The sequence below is a fragment of the Paraburkholderia monticola genome, assembly GCF_001580545.1.
Taxonomy (GTDB): domain Bacteria; phylum Pseudomonadota; class Gammaproteobacteria; order Burkholderiales; family Burkholderiaceae; genus Paraburkholderia; species Paraburkholderia monticola.
The window spans coordinates 650,292-671,948 of record NZ_LRBG01000038.1 but is presented as its reverse complement, the minus strand read 5'-3'; the positions used below and the strand labels follow the sequence as shown (position 1 = coordinate 671,948).

General features: G+C 62.3%; 17 protein-coding genes and 1 pseudogene. 9 read left to right on the top strand and 9 right to left on the bottom strand.

What is annotated here, in order from left to right; genetic code table 11:
* Positions 1-85 precede the first annotated feature (85 nt).
* The gene (locus tag CI15_RS30465) at positions 86-1,504 is read right to left on the bottom strand and encodes a GH1 family beta-glucosidase (protein WP_153041230.1); all 1,419 of its coding nucleotides are present in this window, start codon (positions 1,502-1,504) and stop codon (positions 86-88) included.
* Positions 1,505-1,783: 279 nt separating this feature from the next.
* Here CI15_RS30465 and CI15_RS30460 point away from each other — a divergent pair, with 279 nt between their 5' ends.
* Positions 1,784-2,170: an ester cyclase gene (locus CI15_RS30460; RefSeq protein ID WP_062135845.1), complete on the top strand. Its 387-nt coding sequence runs from the start codon at positions 1,784-1,786 to the stop codon at positions 2,168-2,170.
* Between the two features lie 21 nt (positions 2,171-2,191).
* Here CI15_RS30460 and CI15_RS30455 read toward each other — a convergent pair whose 3' ends face one another.
* The gene (locus tag CI15_RS30455; RefSeq protein WP_062135841.1) at positions 2,192-2,935 is read right to left on the bottom strand and encodes a cache domain-containing protein; all 744 of its coding nucleotides are present in this window, start codon (positions 2,933-2,935) and stop codon (positions 2,192-2,194) included.
* 84 nt (positions 2,936-3,019) lie between these two features.
* Complete coding sequence (locus CI15_RS30450) at positions 3,020-3,325, bottom strand: hypothetical protein (protein WP_062135838.1); 306 nt, start codon at positions 3,323-3,325, stop codon at positions 3,020-3,022.
* A gap of 243 nt (positions 3,326-3,568) precedes the next feature.
* Here CI15_RS30450 and CI15_RS30445 point away from each other — a divergent pair.
* The 3 genes and pseudogenes from CI15_RS30445 to CI15_RS30440 all read left to right on the top strand — a co-directional run bounded on the left by CI15_RS30445 (position 3,569) and on the right by CI15_RS30440 (position 4,839).
* Positions 3,569-4,052, top strand: a pseudogene (locus CI15_RS30445) (Hcp family type VI secretion system effector).
* Positions 4,053-4,064: 12 nt separating this feature from the next.
* Positions 4,065-4,583: a DUF2778 domain-containing protein gene (locus CI15_RS35875; RefSeq protein WP_075643806.1), complete on the top strand. Its 519-nt coding sequence runs from the start codon at positions 4,065-4,067 to the stop codon at positions 4,581-4,583.
* Positions 4,564-4,839, top strand: coding sequence for a hypothetical protein (locus CI15_RS30440; protein WP_062135835.1), 276 nt, complete (start codon positions 4,564-4,566; stop codon positions 4,837-4,839). Before CI15_RS35875 ends, CI15_RS30440 begins: the two co-directional genes overlap by 20 nt.
* 321 nt (positions 4,840-5,160) lie before the next feature.
* On the opposite strand, the gene CI15_RS30435 is transcribed toward CI15_RS30440, so the two are convergent.
* The gene (locus tag CI15_RS30435) at positions 5,161-6,405 is read right to left on the bottom strand and encodes a DUF1479 domain-containing protein (RefSeq protein ID WP_062135833.1); all 1,245 of its coding nucleotides are present in this window, start codon (positions 6,403-6,405) and stop codon (positions 5,161-5,163) included.
* Positions 6,406-6,500: 95 nt separating this feature from the next.
* Here CI15_RS30435 and CI15_RS30430 point away from each other — a divergent pair, with 95 nt between their 5' ends.
* The gene (locus tag CI15_RS30430) at positions 6,501-7,493 is read left to right on the top strand and encodes a helix-turn-helix domain-containing protein (protein WP_062136299.1); all 993 of its coding nucleotides are present in this window, start codon (positions 6,501-6,503) and stop codon (positions 7,491-7,493) included.
* Between the two features lie 5 nt (positions 7,494-7,498).
* Here the strand turns inward: CI15_RS30430 and CI15_RS30425 are convergent, their stop codons facing one another.
* Complete coding sequence (locus tag CI15_RS30425; RefSeq protein WP_062135829.1) at positions 7,499-11,140, bottom strand: ATP-binding protein; 3,642 nt, start codon at positions 11,138-11,140, stop codon at positions 7,499-7,501.
* 343 nt (positions 11,141-11,483) lie between these two features.
* On the opposite strand from CI15_RS30425, the gene CI15_RS30420 reads away from it, so the two are divergent.
* The 3 genes from CI15_RS30420 (at position 11,484) to CI15_RS30410 (ending at position 14,451) form a co-directional block, all read left to right on the top strand.
* Positions 11,484-11,867 carry a nuclear transport factor 2 family protein gene (locus CI15_RS30420; protein WP_062135825.1) on the top strand — a complete coding sequence of 128 codons (384 nt, stop codon included), beginning with the start codon at positions 11,484-11,486 and terminating at the stop codon, positions 11,865-11,867.
* A 102-nt stretch (positions 11,868-11,969) separates the two neighbouring features.
* Positions 11,970-12,917, top strand: coding sequence for a lactate/malate family dehydrogenase (locus CI15_RS30415; RefSeq protein ID WP_062135821.1), 948 nt, complete (start codon positions 11,970-11,972; stop codon positions 12,915-12,917).
* Positions 12,918-12,972: 55 nt separating this feature from the next.
* The gene (locus CI15_RS30410; protein ID WP_062135818.1) at positions 12,973-14,451 is read left to right on the top strand and encodes a DASS family sodium-coupled anion symporter; all 1,479 of its coding nucleotides are present in this window, start codon (positions 12,973-12,975) and stop codon (positions 14,449-14,451) included.
* Positions 14,452-14,474: 23 nt separating this feature from the next.
* On the opposite strand, the gene CI15_RS30405 is transcribed toward CI15_RS30410, so the two are convergent.
* Positions 14,475-15,374, bottom strand: coding sequence for a LysR family transcriptional regulator (locus tag CI15_RS30405; protein ID WP_062136296.1), 900 nt, complete (start codon positions 15,372-15,374; stop codon positions 14,475-14,477).
* Positions 15,375-15,589: 215 nt separating this feature from the next.
* Here CI15_RS30405 and CI15_RS30400 point away from each other — a divergent pair, with 215 nt between their 5' ends.
* Positions 15,590-16,366, top strand: coding sequence for an SDR family NAD(P)-dependent oxidoreductase (locus CI15_RS30400; protein ID WP_062135815.1), 777 nt, complete (start codon positions 15,590-15,592; stop codon positions 16,364-16,366).
* A gap of 208 nt (positions 16,367-16,574) precedes the next feature.
* On the opposite strand, the gene CI15_RS30395 is transcribed toward CI15_RS30400, so the two are convergent.
* From CI15_RS30395 to CI15_RS30385, 3 genes are read right to left on the bottom strand one after another with little or no spacing between them, the layout of a single operon-like run.
* Positions 16,575-16,922, bottom strand: coding sequence for a copper-binding protein (locus tag CI15_RS30395; protein ID WP_062135813.1), 348 nt, complete (start codon positions 16,920-16,922; stop codon positions 16,575-16,577).
* Positions 16,919-20,125, bottom strand: a complete 3,207-nt coding sequence (locus CI15_RS30390) for an efflux RND transporter permease subunit (RefSeq protein ID WP_062135811.1) — start codon at positions 20,123-20,125, stop codon at positions 16,919-16,921. The genes CI15_RS30395 and CI15_RS30390 overlap by 4 nt, the downstream gene beginning before the upstream one ends.
* Entirely contained in the window at positions 20,122-21,648 is a 1,527-nt protein-coding gene (locus tag CI15_RS30385; protein ID WP_062135808.1) for an efflux RND transporter periplasmic adaptor subunit, read from the bottom strand. Before CI15_RS30385 ends, CI15_RS30390 begins: the two co-directional genes overlap by 4 nt.
* Positions 21,649-21,657 lie beyond the last annotated feature (9 nt).

Sequence of the window (21,657 nt, the reverse complement as noted above, 5' to 3'; positions counted from 1 at the left end):
CCGGGCTCCGCGCCCGTGTGTCAAGTCGAAATACCACCCAGCTCCACCCGGTTCTACATCGTTGTTGCGTCGTTTTTAATTGTGTTTATTGCACCTGCGTGTTGCGATCTTTGAGGAATTTCGACACCAGTTCGGCGCTGCGCTTGATCGTGCGCTGCTGCGTGTCGTAGTCGACATGCACGATGCCGAAACGCCGCTCGTAGCCGAATGCCCACTCGAAGTTGTCCATCAGCGACCACAGGAAATAGCCGCGTACATCGACACCCGCCTTGATCGCCTGATCGACCGCGGCGAGATGGCGCTTCAGGAACGAGATGCGCTGCGTGTCCTCGACGCGGCCGTCGACCACCTTGTCGTTCGATGCCATGCCGTTCTCGGTGATGTAGATCGGCGGCAGATTGACATAGGTGTCCTTGAAACCGGTCAGCAGATCGCGCAGACCGTCCGGGTAAACCTCCCAGCCCATCTGCGTGCGCTCCACACCCGCGAGCGGCACGTCCCTGAAGCCGTGGCCGCCGTCGCTCGCTACATTCGTGCGGAAATAATAGTTGATGCCGAGGAAATCGAGCGGCGTATTGATCGTCTGCAGGTCGCCGTCGAGCACGAGCGGCTCGCTGCCCGGCCACAGCTCGAACAGGTCTTGCGGATACTCGCCCTTGAACAGTGGATCGAGAATCCACGCGTTGTGCTGCACTTCGAACAGCTCGGCCGCGCGACGGTCGGCGGCGCTGTCGCTATTGGGCGTGCCGCGTCCGACGTTCGCGACGATGCCCTTGTGCGAGCGCGGATCGTTCGCGCGCAGCACCGGAACCGCCAGACCATGCGCGAGCAGCAGATGATGCATCGCCTGGGTGGCGAAACGCACGTTCGACAGTCCCGGCGCGTGATGGCCATTGCCGTAGCCGAGATAGGCCGAACACCACGGCTCGTTCAGCGTCGCCCAGGCATCGACGAGGCCATGCAGCTCGCGGCTCATCAGGTCCGCGTAATCGGCGAAACGGTACGCGGTGTCGCGATTGAGCCAGCCGCCGCGATCCTCGAGATGCTGCGGCAGATCCCAGTGATACAGCGTGACGAAGGTCGTGATGTTCTTCTCTTTGAGCCGACCGAGCAGGCGCTTGTAGAAGTCGAGCCCCTTGCGGTTCGGCGCGCCGTTTTCGTCCATCACGCGCGGCCACGCGGTCGAGAGCCGGTAAGCTTCGAGGCCAAGCCCGGCGAGCAGATCGACGTCCTGTTCCCAGCGATGGTAGTGATCGCACGCGACGGCGCCGGTGTCGCCCGCCAGCACCTTGCCCGGCGTGGCCGAGAACGTGTCCCAGATCGACGGCAGACGGCCGTCTTCGTTGACCGCGCCTTCGATCTGATACGACGCGGTGGCCGCGCCGAGCAGAAAGTCCTGGCGCCATAGCGACGAATCGGCCGGCGGCGTGAACGGGTCGGTGTGCGGGTCGCCGTGCGCGGATGGATGGGCGGCGTCGATGACTGCGGATGCGTCGTTTTCCACGGATTCTCTCCTGCCATGAGGTCGTTGAACCGGGTGTGGTGGAACTTGAGGCGCCGCCGTTCGAGCTTGAGTCGAACGCTGAAGTGGAAGCGCTTCCACACTGTCCAGCGAAAGATAGAGCGCGCAGATCGCTACAGCAATCCGGGTTTGTCTGGAGGGGCTTCTGGCACGCTTGCGACGGTGATGCGAGTTGCATGCTGGTGGCGCAGCAGCGGTTCGACGCAAACTCGCAGTTGGCCGACAATCACCTCATCCGCCGAAACATGGACGACGATTGCGATGAGCGAATTCAATCTTTCGGATCTGTACCGCGGCTATATCGCCTGTCTGAACCGGCAGGACTGGCCGAAGCTGCGCGATTTCGTCGGCGAGGACGTGACCTACAACGGCCGACGCATTGGCTTGTCGGGCTATCGCGCGATGCTGGAGAGAGATTTCCGCGAAATTCCGGACCTGCGCTTCGAGATCCAGTTGCTCGTTTGCGAGCCGCCGCATATAGCGAGCCGCTTGCATTTCGACTGCACGCCTATCGGCACTTTTCTCGGCCTGCCCGTGCACGGACAGCAGGTCGCGTTTTCCGAAAACGTGTTCTACGAGTTCGGCGGCGACAAGATTCAGCGGGTCTGGTCGGTCATCGATAAGGCCGCGATCGAGAGGCAGTTGTAGCGGCGCACGCGCGCGCCGCACTCATGCGCTTCGCGAAGGCATCAGCCCGTCGCCACGATTGACGCTGCACTGAACGGCCCAGCGGCCACCGAGCGCGGGCGCAATGTAGCCGATCTTTTCCACCAGTTGCTTCGTGACGGGATGCCGTCCGTTGAATTCGATCCAGCCGCCGCCTTGATCGACTGCGCGCCAGTTGGCTTCACGGATCGCGGACTGGTCGTCGCCCGGCAAGGCTTCCTGGCGCAGCTTGCCCGCCTTGCCCGGATCGGAGCCGAAGGCCCGGAAATAGTCGTTGCGGTCGGCCACGACGATGTACAGATCGCGATAGCGAAACTCGCCGTTCGGGTGGTGAAACCGGCGCACCGCGCTCTCCGGCCCTTCGGTGTCGGCCACTCGAGCCGCACGCTCGGCCATGGCCCTGGCTTCCTCGGCGCAGCCCTGGCGCAGCCGGATCGTTTTCACCCCATCGCTGAGCCGATCGGCACGGGCCTGCATCAGGCTCGCCGTTTCCACCGCGCCGCCGACCATCTGGCCGTTGCGCTGGGTGATGCCATCCAGCACCTCGACCGCCTGAGCGATCTCCTGCAGCCCGGCGGTTTGCTCGCTGCTCGAACGCGCGACGTCGCGCAGCAACACGGCCACTTCGCTGACTGGGTCAAGCGTGGGCATGCTCAGGCGGATGCCTGCGAAGTCATCCGGCATGTCCGCTATTGCCTCGGTGTAGTGCAGGATCGTGACCGCGCCAAAGTAGAACGCACGCCGCATTTCAATCGGTTGCACCTCTGACGCATCAAGCGGAATGATTCTGGCCGCGAAGTCGGTCCACGCATCAAGGATGCGTCAGTTCGTTCATGACTGGTTCCGTTCCAGCTTGCGGCGCTTGTCAACGTAGAATTCCTCCAGCTCGTCACGTTGGCCCTGCTCGGGAACGGCGCGGATCAGATCAGCGGCGACGTCCAGCAAGTCCACCGAATCAGCCGCTTGCAGAGCCTGCATCACCAGCGCGAAACATGCGCCTTTCTTCCCGCGCAGATGATCCGGCACCGCGACGCCGCCGTTGCTCATCATGTCAGCCAGATGATCGACCTGCTGAAGCAGCGTCGGCGTGATGATGAAGCGCTCGGACTGCACTTCCTGAAGTTCGGTGGTAGTCATTCGTCAATCTCCTTTTTGGCTTCCGCCTTTCGCATCGGCATCCCACCGGACCCGCATCGAGCAAGTCTTTTTCGCGTGTGTACTTTGCAAAGGAACGTCAAATTATGAATGCCGCATAGTCCAAGGATTGCTAACTATTGGTTTATCGGGTAAAAAAATTGTCCGTTCGCATATTGCGTATCTCATTAAAAGCAAGGTCGCCACTATGCAGCGCTCGTTCAGCCAATCAAGGACAAGTTAGAAATGCCTATTCCTGCACATATGTGGCTGAAAGATGATGGCGGCGCAGACATCAAGGGTTCGTCAACCGTTCAGGATCGCGAGGGAAGCATTGAAATTATCAGTTTCGGTCACGCGGTGAATCTGCCGGTCGATGCTGCCAACGGGAAGATTACCGGCGCGCGCGCACTCGCCGGTCTCGTTCGAAAAGGAGTTTGATTCCGCAACGCCCTATCTTTATAAAGCCGTGGCGAAGGGCCAAACGTTGCAATCGGCCGAAATCAAGTGGTATCGCATCAACGATGCAGGAAAGGAGGAAGTGTATTTCGTGATGTTGCTGGAAGGCGTAAAGGTCTGCGGCATTAATCCCGGCATGGCTAATAGCAAGCTCGCGCAGGCATCCACGCTCAATCATGTTGAATCGGTCTCCATGATGTATGACCGCATCACATGGCACTACCTTGATGGCAATATCAAATACACCGATTCATGGAATGAACGCGGATAGACGGGAGTCACAATGCCTTATTTCGGTAGATTTCTGGTGGATAACAAATTCCTCTCACCCCTTTCCATTAATGGCTTGGGAACGTTCGACGCGTATTCGGGTAACGAGCAATTTCGCAATCGTGGCGGCTGCACGGCGGTGCCTGACAATGGGCCGATTCCTGCCGGTAAATACTGGATCGTAGATCGTCCCAAAGGCGGTATCGGGTCTCAAGCGTGGGCGTCTATAAAGGACACGGTTAATTCAGCGATCGGGAGCGCGGTAAATCATGGCGAATGGTTCGCGCTGTATCGGGATGATGGCGCGATTGACGACACAACATGGGTGAATGGCGTGAAGCGTGGACAATTCCGGTTGCATCCGGCAGGTGGCCAGGGCGTCTCGCTCGGTTGCATTACGCTGCCAAGCCGCACAGATTTCCTGAGAATCCGTAACGCGCTGCTACACACCATGACAATTCCTGCCGGAAGTTCGGGGCTTCGCGCCTACGGAACAATCGAGGTCATCACGTATGGCAACACTTGTCCGTAGGCTGTTCAAGGTCGCACTGTTCGTCGGCCTGTTCTGTCTCGCTGTGCCGTACGTCCACACGTACCCGATACCGATGCCAGAAAGTCAGGCGCGTGCGTGGTTACATGCTGCAAATCGGCTCGGCATTCGTGACCCGGATGATTTGTACATCCCGCTGATGCTGTTGGCTGATCTGCTTGTGGCGACGCTCGCCTATGTGGTGATCATGGGGCTATGGCGGCACTACCAGCGCAAAAAAGGCATACGGAACAATTGAGGTCATCACTTATGGCAACACTTGTCCGTAGGCTGTTCAAGGTCGCGCTGTTTATCGGGTTGTTTCTTCTTTCAGTTCGCTATGTCCACCCATACCCCTATGAGTGGACAGAGGCCCAGATGCGCGCATGGTTGTACACATCGCAGGCGCTAGGTATCCGCGACCCCGAGGATTCGTATTGAACGTTGCTCGATGCGCTCGATGCTTGCCACCGATGCGCGCACCGCCGCCTGCCCCGCGACCGCATCGGCATGCGCGCGGGTGGAGCGCTCATCGGCCTGCCGCGTCTGATCGGGCGAAGGCTTGCCCTCCACTACCCACTCACAAATCAAAGCCCAGTTGCGACCGGCCCAGCGCAGTGAGATCGTCCGCCGTCGCGCGGCCGACGAAATCCACTTCGAAATGATCCGCCGGAAAATCCGGCGGGCTCGCGCCTTCGAGGAAGCTCGGCAGTTGCCGCTTCAGGTAGGCATCGTTCTTCGCGCAGGCTGGCAGCGAGGCGATATACATCACGTTGCTATAGCCCTTGCCGCGATGCGCGTCCTCGACCGCGTGAATGACGTCGCTATGCCAGAAGACCGTGTCGCCCGCTTGCATCAACGGAATCGACGACAGCGCATGGAACAGCGGCGCGTGATATTCGGCTTTGATCGACAGCGCGCGACCTGGCATCGCGCCGCACAGATCGTCGTCGGCGACATCGTCCTGCAGCGCGCGCAACAGGATGTAGGCCATCGAATTCGCCATCGGCACCAATTGCAGCGTGCCGTCGCCGGGGCCTTGCGGCGTCAGCGCGGTCCAGCCTTGAAACGTGCGGAACATCGAGCAGACAGCGGGCGAGGCGATCTCCTCGACCTCGGTTCGCCATGCGGCGTCGAACGGATCGTAGTCGCGCCAGTGGCCCGAAAACACATGGCGATAGACCTTGCGGAAGTTCGACTCGATCCAGCGCTCGACCGAACCGCCATCGCAATGCGCCGACAAGCCGAGCGATTCCGAGCCCGGCGGCCGGCGACGCAGGCGGTCCGCATACACCGGCACCTGGTTCGGATCGAAGTGCACGCGCCCTTCGCTTTCGCTGCGCCACAGCCGGTTCAGAAACACGCGGGCCTGCGTGAGTTCGCTCGACTGGCGCGCGAGCACTTGCGGTTTCGACCAGTACACACCGTAGATTTGCGGCTTGCTCGAGGCGAGCTGACCGAAGTACTTGTCCTCGGCGCGGTTCTGCAGCCTGGCGTCGAGGTCGTTGCGCTCGACATAAGCGGCGATGTCGCTATCCCATTGCTCGACGAGCGACTGCTCGAACACCTTGCGGATCACGCAGGCGCCGCGAGACTTGACGAGCGCGATCTGCTCGTCGGTGACGCGATTCGTCACGATGTCCGCGAACGGGATTTCCGGAATCACCGGCTCGCCGCGCTCACGCAGCGTGGCGATGTGTTCCGCCTCCTTCGTCATCGCCGCTTCGACGTCGGCGAACACTTCGCGGTAGTTCGGCAGCCTCTCGCGCAGCTCGCGCTTCGCGTTACGGATGGCTGCCGGCAGATCGTCGATTTGCAAAGCCATTGCATCGTCTCCATGGGTTTTCCGATGCATGCAGCGTACGTGAACGAACCTTCCCTGAGTGATACTATCCGGTCAAAGATTTGACGATTCAGGACATGAAAGCCGCTTTCGAACATGTGGATTTTGGCCGGGACTGTTCGGTCAGGGTTTACCACCGCCGGCTGGCGCGCATCCCTTTCGAGTGGCACCACCATCCCGAGTACGAGCTGACGCTGACGATGAACAGTCAGGGCAAGCGGTACATCGGAGACTGCGTCGCGAGTTACGGCGCGGACGATCTGGTGCTGGTTCCTCCGCATCTGCCGCACACGTGGGCCTCGAACCGGTCGATCGACGCGGCGCATCCGCAAGTCGCGATCGTCGTATGGTTCGACGGCGCGTGGCTGCGGCGGCTCGCCGACGTCTGCCCCGAATACAACGGCCTATGCGACCTGTTGCGCCGAGCGGCCTGCGGCCTCGCGTTCGAACACGGTGCCGGCAGCCGCATGCGCGAACACCTCGACCGCCTGCTGTCCGACAAGCCGCGCGAACGCTTGCAGGCCGCGCTCGACGTGCTGGACCTGCTGTCGGAACTGCCCGCCACGCCGCTCGCCTCCCCCAGCGCATTCGCTGCGCGGGCCGGTGCGCCGACTGGCCACGAACCCGACCGGATCAATCGCGTGCTCGCGTTGATCGAGACACAGTTCGCGCATCCGCTTCGGCTTTCCGCGCTGGCCAAGGCGTCGGGGTTGTCCGAGCGCTCGTTGACGCGGCATTTCACGCAGCATCTCGGCGAAAGCGTCGGGCATTACGTGACGCGTGTGCGAATCGGTCACGCGTGTCGGATGTTGACGGATACGCACGCGCCGATTTCCGTCATTGCGACGCGCTCCGGATTTCCGAACGTGGCGAATTTCAATCGCCAGTTCAAAGCCGCCAAGGACATGACACCGGTCGAATTCAGGCAGCAGTTCGCGCTCGCGCGGCGTGCGGAAGACGAGATGTCGCCGGCACTCACCGAACGCTCGCCTTCTCTTCAGCGACGCCGCAAAGAAGCAGACGGCAAGCGGTCGTCTCAACCTTCACGCGCGGGCCCGCGCTCCGCATGACCGACTTACTCGGCCAGCAATTTCTGCAGGCGCGAGAATTCCACCGGCTTCAGAAGGTGCGCGGCAAACCCGACTGAACTGGCGCGTGCCTTGATCTCTTCCTGACCGTAGCCTGTCAGCGCGATCAGACGCACATGCTGCAGGGCCGCCTTTTCGCGGATGCGTCGCGCCAGTTCGAATCCGTCGATTTCCGGCAGACCGATATCGAGCAGAACGACGTCCGGTTCAAAGCGTTGCAGCAACGCAAGCGCGTCCCGGCTCGAATAGGCGGTCTCGACCTCGTGGCCGTCGTCTTGCAGGAGCGTCGACAACACATCGGCGGCATCGCGATTGTCATCGACGACGAGAATCCGACGCGCGGCCACCGGAATGGGCTTTTCGGGCGCGCCGAGCGTCGTGTCGCGATCCGCCAGCGGCAGCCTGATTTCAAAGGAAGCGCCCTGATCGGCGCCATCGCTATGAACCGCGACCGAACCGCCGTGCATCTCGACCAGACGCTTGACGACCGCGAGGCCGATCCCGAGGCCGCCTTGTGAGCGGTCGAGCAGACGCTCGCCCTGCGCAAACAGATCGAACACCCTGGGCAACATCTCGGCCGAGATGCCGCTGCCGTTGTCGCTGATCGTCACGACTGCCTCGTTGCCTTCGCGGCGCGTTCTGACGCGGATCTCGCCCCCTGGCGGCGTGTACTTCGCGGCATTGGCGAGCACGTTGCCAAAGCATTGCACGAGACGCTGCGGATCGCCCATCACCGTCAACGTGCCGGGGCCGGGGTGGATCACGATCGAGTGGCCCTTTTCGCGCAGCAGGATTTCCGCGGTCTCGAGCGAGTTGCTGATCAGATGGTCGAGCCGCTGCGGCGCGCGTCGCAGTTCGATTTTGCCCTGCGTGATGCGGGAGATATCGAGCAGATCGTCGACGAGCCGGGTGAGCAGGGTGACCTGACGCTCGACGATGTCCACGGCCCGCCGCGCCTTCGTCGGCTCCGCGAGCAGGCGCTGCAGCAACTCGGCGGCGCTGCGCAGCGGCGCGAGCGGATTGCGCAACTCGTGCGCGAGCATCGCGAGGAATTCGTTCTTCTGCCGATCCGCTTCGACGAGCGCGAGCCTCTGGCGTTGCAACGCTTCTTGCGACTCGCGCCGCTCGGTGATGTCCGTCGCCGCGCCAAACCATTCGACGATGTTCTCGTGCTCGTCGAACAACGGGACCGCCCGCGAAGACGTCCATCCGAGCGTGCCATCGACGCGGATCACCGGGTGCTCGAGTTCGAATGGAGTGCGGGTACGGACCGCGTGTTCGATCGCCGCCAGCACGCGCGGCTGGTCTTCGGGACGGACATATTTGTCCAGCCACGTCTGGTTCGGACCCGCTTCGTCCGGAATGAAGTTACGCCCCTGGAGCTGGCGCATCTCGCGCCAGTCCGGGCTCATGCGATAGACCGCGTCGTTCGTTGCCTGCACATAGGCGCGAAAGCGCGCCTCGCCTTCGCGCCGCAAATGCACGAGCTCGAGCAGCGAGCCGACGCGGGTCAGCAGTTCGCGTGCAATGAACGGCTTGACGATGTAGTCGTCCGCGCCGGCCGCGAGTCCCTCGATGCGCGACTCGTCTCCGGCACGCGCGGAGATCAGGATCACGGGAACATCGCGCAAGCCGGCGTCCTCACGCAGCCGCGCGATCAGTTCGAAGCCGTCGAGCCGCGGCATCATGACATCCGTCAGCACCAGGTCCGGCCGGACTTCGGCGGCCCGCGACAGCGCATCCTGACCGTCGCGGACCAGATCCACGACGTAGTACGGCTCCAGCAGATTGCGCAGATACGAACGCATGTCGGCGTTGTCGTCCGCGAGCAGGATGCGCGAGCCGTAGGTGCGGGCGAACCGGCCGTTGATACCGGGCACCTGAACCGGCGGCGTATCGGCACGTGCCGGTGTGCCCTGCCACTCCTCCTCGTCAGGCAGCCAGCGCAACGCTTCGTCGACGTAAGCTTGCGTTGCGCTCATGGCCGGCGGCGTCCCGTTCGATGCCCGCAGATGCTGCGCCGGAATGTGCGCGGTGCCGAAAGGAATCGAAACGCGGAAGGTGCTGCCGACGCCCAGTTTGCTTTCGACCTCGATCGTTCCGCCATGAAGCCGCACGCTCTCCTGCACGAGCGCGAGGCCGATGCCCGAGCCCTCTTCCGTTCGCGAGCGCGCTCCCTCGACGCGGTGGAATCGGTCGAACAGCTTCGGCAACTCCTGGGGCGGCACCCCCACGCCGGTGTCGCTGACTTCGAGAACGGCATGGTCGTCGTCTTGCCTGAGGGTCACGCGCACCCCGCCGTCGAAGGTGAACTTGAACGCGTTGGAGATCAGATTCAGGACGATCTTTTCCCAGAGCGTGCGATCGACGTAGACCGGCCCGTCGAGCGGGTCGCAGTCGACCTCGAAAGAAAGGCCGGCGCGCTCCAGCGCGGAACGGAACGAACTCGCGAGATCTCGCGTGAGCGCGGCCAGATCGACCGGTGCGTAGGACGCTTCGGCGCGACCCGCCTCGATGCGGGCGAAATCGAGCAGCGAGTTGACGAGCTTCAGCAGACGCTGCGCATTGCGCTGGGCAACGTCGAGCTGCGTCAGCACCGGCGCGGGCACCCCCACCGAGGCGAGCGCATCGGCTAATGGGCCCAGCATCAGCGTCAAGGGCGTACGAAATTCATGGCTGACATTGGAGAAGAAAGCCGTCTTCGCCCGGTCGATCTGGGCCAATGCCTCCGCCCGCCTGCGCTCCTCCTCGTACGCGTGGGCGCTCGTCACCGCGGAGGCAACCTGGCTCGCGACGAGTTCGAGGAAGCTGACGTACGCCGCATCGGGGCGGATGTAAGCGCTGATGCCGACCACGAGGACACCCGCGCAGCGATTGACCAGGTTCGACCTCATCGGCACGATGGCCAGCCGATCCGCGGAGCTATGCGCGGCGCTCGGCGAGATCCAGCGCGACATGCCCTTCAAGCCGTCGTGCAACGCGATCCTGCCGGTGTGCATGGCCTCGGCCAGCAGTGCGCCGAATCCATCCGGCGGTGACGCGATACTGATTTCCGCGGGAGGCTCGGCCTGCCCATCCAATCCGCTCGATCCAGCGACGCGCATCACGCCTGCCGCCTCGTCGCACAGGTAGAACAGTGCGTACGGAATGTCCTTCGCGTGTGCCGCGAGAATGTCCGCGGCGCGCCGGCATGCTTCGACGGCTGTTTTGGCCTCGGTCGCATGCGAGCCGAGATCGCTCAGAATCTTGAGCCGGCGCTCGCTGAACACCTTTTCCGTGATCTCCAGGACGGTCGCGAGGACACCGCCGATGCCGCGCGGCGCGCTATCGTCAGGTACCGGGCTGTACGCGATCGTGAAATGACTTTCCTCGTCGAAGCCATGACGATGGACCACCAGCTCGATGTCGTCGATGTAGGTGGCCTCGCCGCCGTTGAACGGCACGTCGACCAGCGGCCCCAGCACGTCGAACACTTCGTTCCAGCATTCCCTGAACGGTTGCCCGAGCGCCTGGCGCGGATGCTTGACGCCGAGAATGGGCGCGTAAGCATCGTTGTAAATCTGGATGTAATCCGGTCCCCACCAAAGAAGCATGGGAATCCGGTTCGCGAGCACGAAGCGTACGATCATGCTCAGGCTGGCTGACCAGTTCGACGGAGAGCCTAAATCGGTAGAAGACCAGTCAAACTCACTGACTAGCCGTGTCATCGAGCTGTCGTTGTTCTCGCTTTCCACATTCAGGTCCATCCCGGCCCTCCCGTCCACGTTTCAAGGGTCGCTTCCCGGCTTTCGGGACCGAGTCGAGTGTGTGCGCTCGTGTCACCGGCGGCCATTTTTACACGCTTGGGGCAGAACATGTAGCAAGTATCGAACCCGGTATCTTTGTGTCGCAAACGGTGTCGCTCGAGGCGACAATGTGATCGCGACGACCGCGCGACGGGTCGACCGAAACCCCCGGACCTGGAGGCACGCCATGAACGAAGCAGCCTTACGAGAAGCCCTGGACGCACACTGGCGGGCGTCGGCGGCCGGCGATCTCGACGCCGAGCACGCTATCTACGCTGACGATGCGATCTGCGACTACCCCCAATCCGGAGAGCGAATCCACGGCCGAGCCAATTTGCAGGCATTGCGCGGTCATCATCCCGGCAAGCCATCCGGCTTCGATATCAGGCGGATTCAAGGCAATGGCAATCTGTGGATCACCGAGTACACCATCAGCTATCAGGGGCGCATCGCTTACACGATCAGCGTGATGGAGTTCCGCGACGGCAAGGTCGTCCACGAGACTCAGTATTTTGCGGACCCGTTCGAGGCACCGGATTGGCGGCGTCAGTGGGTCGAGCCGATGACGTAAAAAACGCGCCGCGGCCGTGTAAGACCAAGGTCCGATTGTTGCGAAATGCGCGCGTGCGACCATGACGCCGAGGGCTGAAGTCCGAACTGACCGGGGTTTGCGATGCGGCAGGTCAAGATCGTTATCGTCGGGGCGGGACTGGTTGGGGGATCGGCGGCGCTATTCGTGGCGCAGGCCATTCCGAGCGCGAAGGTCGTCATCATCGACGTCGCGCGGGTGCGCGCCGAAGGACAGGTTCTGGATCTGGCCCATGCCGCGGCATTCTGGGGGCACAGCCGTTTCAAGGCGGGCGATTTCGAAGACGCGCGCGACGCCGACATCGTCGTGATCACGGCTGGGGCCGGTGTCAAACCCGGCGAGACTCGCCTGCACCTTGCGAAGACCAATACGGACATCGCTGTCGGCATTGTCGGGCGCATCGCGCCGCTCGCGCCCGAAGCGATCTATCTGATCGCGACCAATCCCTGTGACGTGCTGACCGGCTCCGTCTACGACCATCTGCGTGGCGCGCGCGAGCGCGTGATCAGCACCGGCACCTCGCTCGACACCGGCCGGCTGCGCTCGCTGCTATCCGAGCGGCTCGGCGTGGTGGCGTCCGCGATTCACGCCTATGTGCTCGGCGAGCACGGCGAATCGGCCTTGATCCAGTGGTCTGGCGCGACGGTCTGCGGCATGCCGCTCGAAACCTTCCTGACGAGGAACGGCAAGGAGCTGGGCCCTGCCAGCAGGGATCTGATCCTGCGCTCGGTACACGAGGCGGCGAAGCTGATCAAGGAAGGCAAAGGCGCCACCCATTACGGCATCGCCAGCGCGATAGGAAGAATCTGCGAGGCCATCGTCCACGACACCGATCTGATCCTCACCGTCGGCATCGTCCACGGCGAAGTGGAAGGCGTGCCGGACGTGTGCGTGTCGCTGCCGATGGTCGTCAATGGCGCGGGCGCGCGCCTGATCGCCTATCCTGAACTGGACCCTGGCGAGCGCGAAGCACTGCGAAGCAGCGCGCGCACCGTCAAGGAGACGACGCAAAGCGTGCTTCCCGGACGGTGACGCTTTCCCGCGCACGCCCAAACTACCCTGCAACGCCGGCACGAGGAGGTCCCTCATGGCGCCCACACCTGCCAAGGCTTCACCGCCCACCAGTTCCCCACCGACCACGCCCAAGCCCTCGGTCGGGCTGCCGGCCAGCCTCTGGAAATATCTCGTACCGGTCGCCATCGGCGTCGCGCTGTGGTTCGTGCCCGCGCCCGCCGGCCTTCAGATGAAGGCGTGGCATGTGTTCGCCGTGTTCGTCGCCACGATCGCCGGGATCATGACCGCCCCGCTGCCGATGTCGGCGGTTGCCCTCATCGGCTCGACCGTGGGCGTGCTCGTCGGCGTGATCTCCTTTGCCGACGTCACGAAATCCACCGGCACCGACCTGGTATGGCTCGTGATGCTGGCGTTCTTCATTTCGCGCGGCGTGATCAAGACCGGCCTGGGCCGTCGCATCGCGCTGCTGTTCATGCGCTTGCTGGGCAAGCGAACCACGGGACTCGGCTACGGTCTCGTGCTGACCGAACTCGTGATCTCCCCCGCCATGCCGAGCATCACCGCGCGCGCGGGCGGCGTAATGCTGCCGATCACGCGAGCGATTTCCGAAGTGCTGGGCAGTCATGCCGACGACCCGGAATCGCGCAAGAAGGTGGGACGCTACCTGATTCTCTGTGCTTTTCACGCGAACATCATCACGGCGGGCATGTTCATCACGGCGATGGCGGGCAATCCGCTTGCGGTCAGGCTGGCCGCGGACCAGGGCGTCTCGATCAGCTGGCTCGAATGGGCGCTGGCGGCGTCCGTTCCCGGTCTGCTGTGTCTCGCCGTCATTCCGATCGCGATGTTGTGGATCGTCCCGCCGCAAGTCAAACGAACCCCCGATGCCACCGACCTCGCGCAGAGAGAGCTCAACACCATGGGCCCCATCTCGGCAAAAGAAATCATCATGGCGGGCATTTTCATCGGCTTGCTGGTGCTCTGGGTGTTCGGCGACGATCTCGGCGTGGGTGCCACGCTCGCGGCCGCGATCGGCGTGTCGTTGCTGTTCATCAGCGGCGTGCTGACCTGGCAGGACGCACTGAACGAGAAATCCGCGTGGGACACCATGATCTGGATCGGCCTGCTGATCATGCTGGCCTCCAAGCTCAACGAATACGGCATGGTGACCTGGTTCGGCAAGGAATTCGGCCAGCACCTCGTGGGCTTTCCGATGCTGGCGGTCTATATGCTGGTGGCGGTGGTCTACGTTTATATCCACTACTTTTTCGCCAGCGCCACCGCGCATATCAGCGCGCTGTTTCCGCTCTCGATGGCGCTGATGGTCGCCTCCGGCGTACCGCCCTTCGTCGCCGCGGTCGCCCTCGGGATTCTGAGCAATATCAACGGCTGCCTCACGCAATACGGCATCGGCTCGGGGCCGGTCATGTTCGGCGCCGGCTACGTGACCCAGGGCGAATGGTGGAAGGCGGGCTTTTTGATGAGCCTCTTTTACATGCTCGTCTGGCTGGTCGTCGCGCCGCTCTGGTGGAAGGTGCTGGGGCATGTGTGAGCGACTCGGCGCCGGCGCGCCGACTATGTCCGCAGTGTTGCCATGGGGAGTTTTGCAACCAGCTCGTCGAAGACGACGCGAACTCGCCTCGCTACCGGTCCGCGTTGCGGACGGTAAACGTAGAGTTTCCACGGCTCGGGATCGAGTCGAGGTAAGACCCGCACGAGTTGGCCGCGCTGAACGTAAGCGCGGATCAGATATTCCGTGGACTGGCTGAATCCAACGCCCGCGCACGCGGCCTCGATTTCCACCGATGTGTCATTGGTCACGAACGCCGGCGACGCGGGCTGAAAGTGACGCTCTCCGCGAAACACCCATGGCCACGGACGACCGCTCGCGGGATCGATCAGGCAGGTCACAGGCCGAGCTTCGAGCTCCTTCAGATTGCGCGGCTCTCCCACCCTTTCGATCAATGCCGGTGAAGCGACTGTCCAGATGGGTAGTGGACCGATCGCGCGCGCGACGAACCGGTTGTCGCCAATGGCCCCCACCCGCACGCCGATGTCGATCTGCTCGTCCACCACCGCCGAGGGCGCATCCGCCAGTCTGAGATCGGGAATGAGACCGGGGTGACGCGCCATCAATTCCAGCAGGATCGGCTGTACATAGTGGCGACCAAGCCCCGACGGCGCGGTAATGCGCACGACGCCCGTTGCGTCGTCGCGCGTGGATGCCAGCCCGAACAGGGCGTCGACCTCGGCCAATGCCGCCTGCGCGTTGACAACCAGCGACTGGCCGAAGGTCGTGATCAGCACGCGCCGCGTGTTGCGATGAAACAGGGTCTCTTTCAGTTGCTCTTCCAGCTCGCGAACCGCGCGCGTGACCACTTGGGGCGAAACACCGAGTCGCGTGGCGGCTTCGCGAAAGCTCGCACTCGACGCCGCGGCGAGGAAGATCTTCAGGAGGTCGAGTCGGTTGAGCACGATTATTCCCGCATCGAGCATGACGAATGCTTGAGTATTCCATTTCGACCCGCGCTTGACTATTCCTAAAACAGGAATTGTGAATGCGTGACTATTCCATTCACTTGCGCGGGGCGAATCTCCATACTGGGTTCGAGACGTGAGGCAACCAGGCTGTGCGCAGCACGCCAGATCATCCACCCGGCAGCATTGCCACCGATCCAAAGGACGACATCATGAACACGATCAGCACACCACGACAGCTCGAAGGCAAGATTGCGCTGGTAACCGGCGCGAGCTCCGGTATCGGCCGCGCTTCGGCCATTGAACTTGCACGCCGCGGCGCGAAGGTGGTCGTAGCGGCCCGTCGCAAGGACGAGCTCGACCAGCTCGTGCAGCAGATCGCCGCCGGGGGTGGCGACGCATCGGCATTCGCCGCCGACGTTTCGAAGGAAGCCGACATCAGGGGTCTCGTCGACTACACGGTCAAGACCTATGGACGCCTCGACATCGCCTTCAACAATGCCGGAACCGAGGGCATGTTCGCGCCGCTCCTCGAGCAGAACGATGAGAGCTTCGACAAGGTCTTCGATCCGAATGTGCGGGGCGTGCTGAACTCGATGAAGTACGAAGCCGAAGTGATGCTTAAGCAGGGCTCCGGAAGCATCATCAACAACGCCTCGATGGGCGGCCTGATCGGCTTTGAGAACGCGTCGGTGTATATCGCCAGCAAGCACGCGGTGGTGGGCATGACGAAAACGGCATCGATCGAATGGTTCAGGAAAGGCGTGCGCGTGAACGCGCTGTGTCCGGGTTTGATCGAGACGCCGTTCCATCATCGTGGCATCTGGCCGTCGGTCGAAGCGCAACAGCAGTTCGTCACGGGCACGCCGGCCGGCCGCTGGGGCTCGGCCGAAGAGATGGCGACGATCGTGGCGTTTCTCGCTTCCGACGATTCGAGCTACGTTTCCGGTCACGCTCTGGTCGCCGACGGGGGCTATTCGGTCGCCTGAAGCGTCGCGGCTTCAGGCGCGTCGTCGTGGTGCTCCAGCGTCGCATTCGGACGCACGCCGAATCCTCGCACTGTGGTAACCGTCACGCCATGGATGTGAGCGGCGCCCAATTTTCGTTGCAGTGCCTCTACTCACAAGATGTGAGCATAGACGCGCTCGCAGGCCCGCTGTCAAGCGGCGAGCCTGCGAGCGCGATGTCAACCTCCCATCACGACTGCTTTTCCAGCTTCACGATGGTCAGGGTGCCGTTGACGTTTTCGACACGGACCTTGACCTTGTCGCCCTCGTGAACCTGCTTGACCATCGCAGCATCCTTCGCCTTGAACGCCATCGTCATCGGCGGCATCCCGACGTTCTCCAGCGCGCCGTGCTTCAGCGTCACCATGCCGGTCGCAGCGTCCACCTTCCTGACCTCCGCATCGGTGAGCGCGGTGTTCGATGACGTCTTCGATGCCGACGGCTTGGACATGTTCATGCCGGCCATGTCATCACCAGCGAACGCGGGCGCAGCAACGATGGCTGCAAGAGCAACAGACGCAACAATCAACTTCTTCATTGAACTTCTCCAGGTTGAGTAGATGGCACTTTCATGCCGGAAGGTACTGCGCGGGGGAATCCTGCGCCTGCCTGCTTGCGCGCACGGCGGCGTTGCAGCAGAAACCAGGCGGCAGGAATAACGAACATCGAGAGAATTGGCGCCGTGACCATGCCGCCTACCATGGGCGCGGCAATGCGCTGCATGACTTCCGACCCGGCACCATGTCCGACCATGATGGGGATGAGACCAGCCAGCACGACAGCAACCGTCATCGCTTTCGGTCGCACGCGCAACACGGCACCTTCGCGAATCGCATCGAACAGAAGCGCCTCGGTTAGTGGTTCGCCCTCTTCCAGCCGGCGATTGAGCGCCCCCTTCAGGTAGAGCAGCATCACGACGCCGAATTCGGCTGCGACACCAGCGAGGGCGATAAATCCGACTGCGGTTGCGACAGACACCGCGTGACCCAGAATCCAGATGAGCCAGAACCCGCCGACCAGAGCGAATGGCACCGTCGACATCAGCAGCAGTGCATCGGCCGCGGAGTTGAAGGTCAGGAAGAGCAGCACGAAGATAACAACGAGCGTCACCGGAATGACCGTGCGTAACTTTGCCGCTGCACGCTCGAGATATTCGAACTGCCCGGACCAGGCAATCGAATAGCCCGGCGGCAGCGTCACCTTCTCCGCTACCACGCGCTGCATTGCCTCGACCGCTGACTGAAGGTCCGTATTGCGGATATCGACATAGACGTAGCCGGAGAGGCGCGCGTTCTCGCTGCGGATCATCGGGGGACCATCGGCAATCGTGACGTGCGCAACATCGCCGAGCTGGATTTGCGCACCACGGTCCGTGACGACAGGCAACTGTCGCAGCTTCTCGAGCGAATCGCGGATTTCGCGCGGATAGCGGATGTTGATGGGAAATCGCTCGCGGCCAGCAATCACTTCGCCCACGTTTTCCCCGCCGACAGCCGAAGAAATGACAGACTGGACATCGCCGACGGAAAGCCCGTACCGTGCCGCCGCCTGACGGTCGATGTCGATGTCGATGTACCGGCCGCCGTTCAGGCGCTCGGCCAGCGCAGACATGACGCCCGGCACATTCCTGACCGCTGTTTCGACCTGCGCCGCAATCCGGTCGATTTGCGAGAGGTCGCTGCCCGATATCTTGACGCCGACCGGCGTCTTGATGCCGGTAGACAGCATATCCAGACGATTACGGATGGGCGGTACCCACACGTTCGATAGCCCCGGCACCTTGACCGTCTGGTCCAGTTCGTCGACCAGCTTCTCCGGTGTTATGCCCGGCCGCCACTGGCTGCGTGGCTTGAACTGAATCGTGGTCTCGAACATTTCGAGCGGTGCTGGGTCTGTGGCGGTGTCGGCCCGGCCCGATTTGCCGAACACAGTCTGCACCTCCGGAACCGTCTTGATGAGCCGGTCCGTCTGCTGCAGCAGCTCGCTGGCTTTCTCGGCCGAAATTCCCGGAAGCGCGGTCGGCATATACAGCAGGTCACCTTCATCGAGTGGTGGCATGAATTCGCCGCCGAGCTGAGACAGTGGAATCACCGAAGCGGCCAGTGCAATGACCGCCAGACCAATGGCAACCCATGGCCGCCGCAGCGTCGCTTCCAGCAACGGTCGATAAACTCGAATCAGCACGCGATTGATGGGGTTCGAGCTTTCATGAGGAATGCGACCTCGAATCAGATAGCCCATCAATACCGGGACGAGCGTCACCGACAATCCGGCAGCAGCGGCAATCGTGTAAGTCTTGGTGAAGGCCAGCGGTGAGAACAGCTTCCCCTCCTGACCCTCGAGCGAGAACACGGGGATGAACGACAGCGTGATGATGAGAAGCGAGAAGAACAGCGCCGGTCCCACCTCGGCTGCGGATGTCGCGATCAGTTCCCAGCGCTGTGCCGTCGTGATGGGTTCGCCCGGATGCTCGTGGTCGTACGCTTCGAGATGCTTGTGAGCGTTCTCGATCATCACGATGGCTGCGTCAATCATCGCCCCGATTGCAATGGCGATGCCGCCGAGCGACATCAGATTTGCGTTCACCCCCTGATAGCGCATGACAATGAAGGCGGCCAGCACGCCCAGCGGCAGTGACAGAATCGCCACGAACGCGCTGCGCAGATGAAACAGGAACACCGCACAGACCAGCCCAACGATGATGAATTCCTCGATGAGCTTGTCCTTGAGGTTGTCCACGGCGCGTTCGATGAGCTGCGAGCGGTCGTAGGTCGTCACGACCTCCACACCGGCCGGCAGTGAACGCTTCAGGTCAGCCAGTTTCGCTTTGACTGCATCGATAGTCGTCAGCGCATTCTTGCCGGACCGCATGACGATGACACCACCCGCGACTTCGCCCTGGCCGTTCAGCTCGGCGATACCCCGCCGCATCTCAGGTCCAATCTGAATGCGCGCGACATCACCCAGTAGCACGGGCGTGCCTGTGTCGTTGGTCCGTAGCACGACGTTGCGAAAGTCATCGAGGGAATGCAGATAGCCGGACGACCGGACCATATATTCGGACTCGGCCATCTCAACCACTGAACCGCCCGATTCTTGGTTGGCCTTGCCCAGCGCGTCAGCCACCACCGCCTGGGTCATACCGAACGCGCGCAGTTTGTCCGGGTCGAGCACGACCTGATACTGGCGCACCATCCCGCCGATGCTTGCGACTTCGGAGACGTCTGGCACTGACTTCAGTTCGAACTTCAGGAGCCAGTCATTAAGCGCGCGCAACTGCCCGAGGTCGTGCTGCCCGGTTTTGTCGACCAGCGCGTACTCATAGACCCAGCCCACTCCCGTCGCGTCGGGGCCGAGCGAAACCGTCGCGCCTTGTGGAAGGCGACTCTGGACCTGGTTCAGGTATTCGAGTACCCGCGAGCGGGCCCAGTATTGGTCGGTCTTGTCATCGAACAACACATAGACAAACGCGTCGCCAAACGACGAGTACGCCCGGATAGTCTTCGCCCCCGGGACACCAAGCAATGTCGTCGTCAGCGGATACGTCACCTGGTCCTCAACGACCTGGGGTGCCTTGCCCGGATACGACGCCTTGATGATGACTTGCGTGTCGGAGAGGTCCGGTAGCGCGTCGAGTGGTGTCTCCTTGAGCGAGTAGACGCCCCATGCCGTGACGAGCACGGTCGCAAGCAATACCAGGAACCGGTTATGAATGGACCAGCGGATAAGACGCGCAATCATTTGGCGTCTCCTACTGGTTCGACCTTTGTCAGTTGGTACCCGTCGTCCGACTGTTTGAAGACGAAGTGGACTGTCTGGCCGGGCTTCACGTCCGGAAACGCCGTCGGCGACGGTTTGCCGAATGACATTGTCATCGCGCCCCAGCCTAGCGCTGGAACGGGCTGATGTGAAAACGTAATGTCTCCGGCCGTTACCTGTTCGACCTTACCTGTGGTGTCGTAGGTCTGCGGTGCGGCTGCGGCAGGTGCTGGAGCAGCCGCGCTCGGACCTGCCGGTGCGGTTGCTTCGAGCTTTGGCAGAACGGATTTGAGGCTCGCTTCCGAGTCAATCAGGAACTGGCCGGATGCGACGACCTGCTGGCCTTCGGTCAGCCCGTTGGTCACCTCCGTATCGTCACCGGCATCGTTGCCAACGGTGACCGGGACGGGTTGTAACCTGCCGTCCGGATTCTTGACGATGACCACCGACCGCTTACCCGTCGTGATAACGGCTTCCGAGGGAACCAGCAACCGCGATACTTTTTTCGCGGCACCAACGCGCGCCCGCATCAGCATCCCCGGCGTCAACCTGAAGTCCGCGTTGTCGATTTCGAGGCGAGCCTGAAGCGTGCGGCTGGTCGTGCTGATGCCCGGCAGGATTTCGCGGATGTGTCCCGTGAAATGTTGCGCGGGGTCACCGGCAAACACGGCGTCCACGCTCATACCCGGTCGGACCTGAAGCGCCAGTGCTTCGGGCACCTCGACCACGAGCCAAAGCCTGTCGAGCCCGGAAACCTTCGCAAGCGTCTGACCGGGCGACACCATCGCGCCATCACGAACGTTCAGTTCGGTCAGCACACCCGTTTCCGGCGCGGATAGCGTGATGTGTGTCTGCGCCTTGCCGGTGCGGTCGAGACTTGCAATCACAGCGTCCGGAATGGACATCGCCCGCATGCGCGCACGCGATGCCGCAAGCATGCCGTCATCCATGCCGCCACGTTTCAGTGCCAGATACTCTTCCTGCGGCGCAAGCCAATCTGGAACGAACAGGGACGCAATCGGCGCGCCCTTCGTTACGCGTTGCATCGGGGCGCTGGCGTAAAGATGGTCGATATAGCCGGTCACCCGCGACTGGACGACATCCGCTTTCGACTCATCGAACTGCGTCGTGCCTACCGCGTCGAATCCTTCCGATGTCTCCTGTCGACGTACCGTTGCGTATCGAATCCCCAGGTTCTGCTGCAACCCGGGATCGATCTTGATGCCGTTCGAGCCGCCTTCATCGGCGTAGACCGGCTCCAGCTGCATGTTCATGAAAGGCGACTTGCCCGGCTTGTCGAAATGCTGGTTCGGCACCATCGGGTCGTGCCAGTACAGCACCTTCCGGCCGTTCTTCGGGTCGGTTCTGTCGGTGGACGGTGTCGCCGCAACAATGCCCTCGTTGCCCATCGTTGAACGATGCATACCGGCGACGTAGCCGGCACCCAGCAATGCCGCTGCGGCAAACACCATAAGAGCCGCGCGTGCCAGTTGTTTCTTCTGCATGTTGTTCTC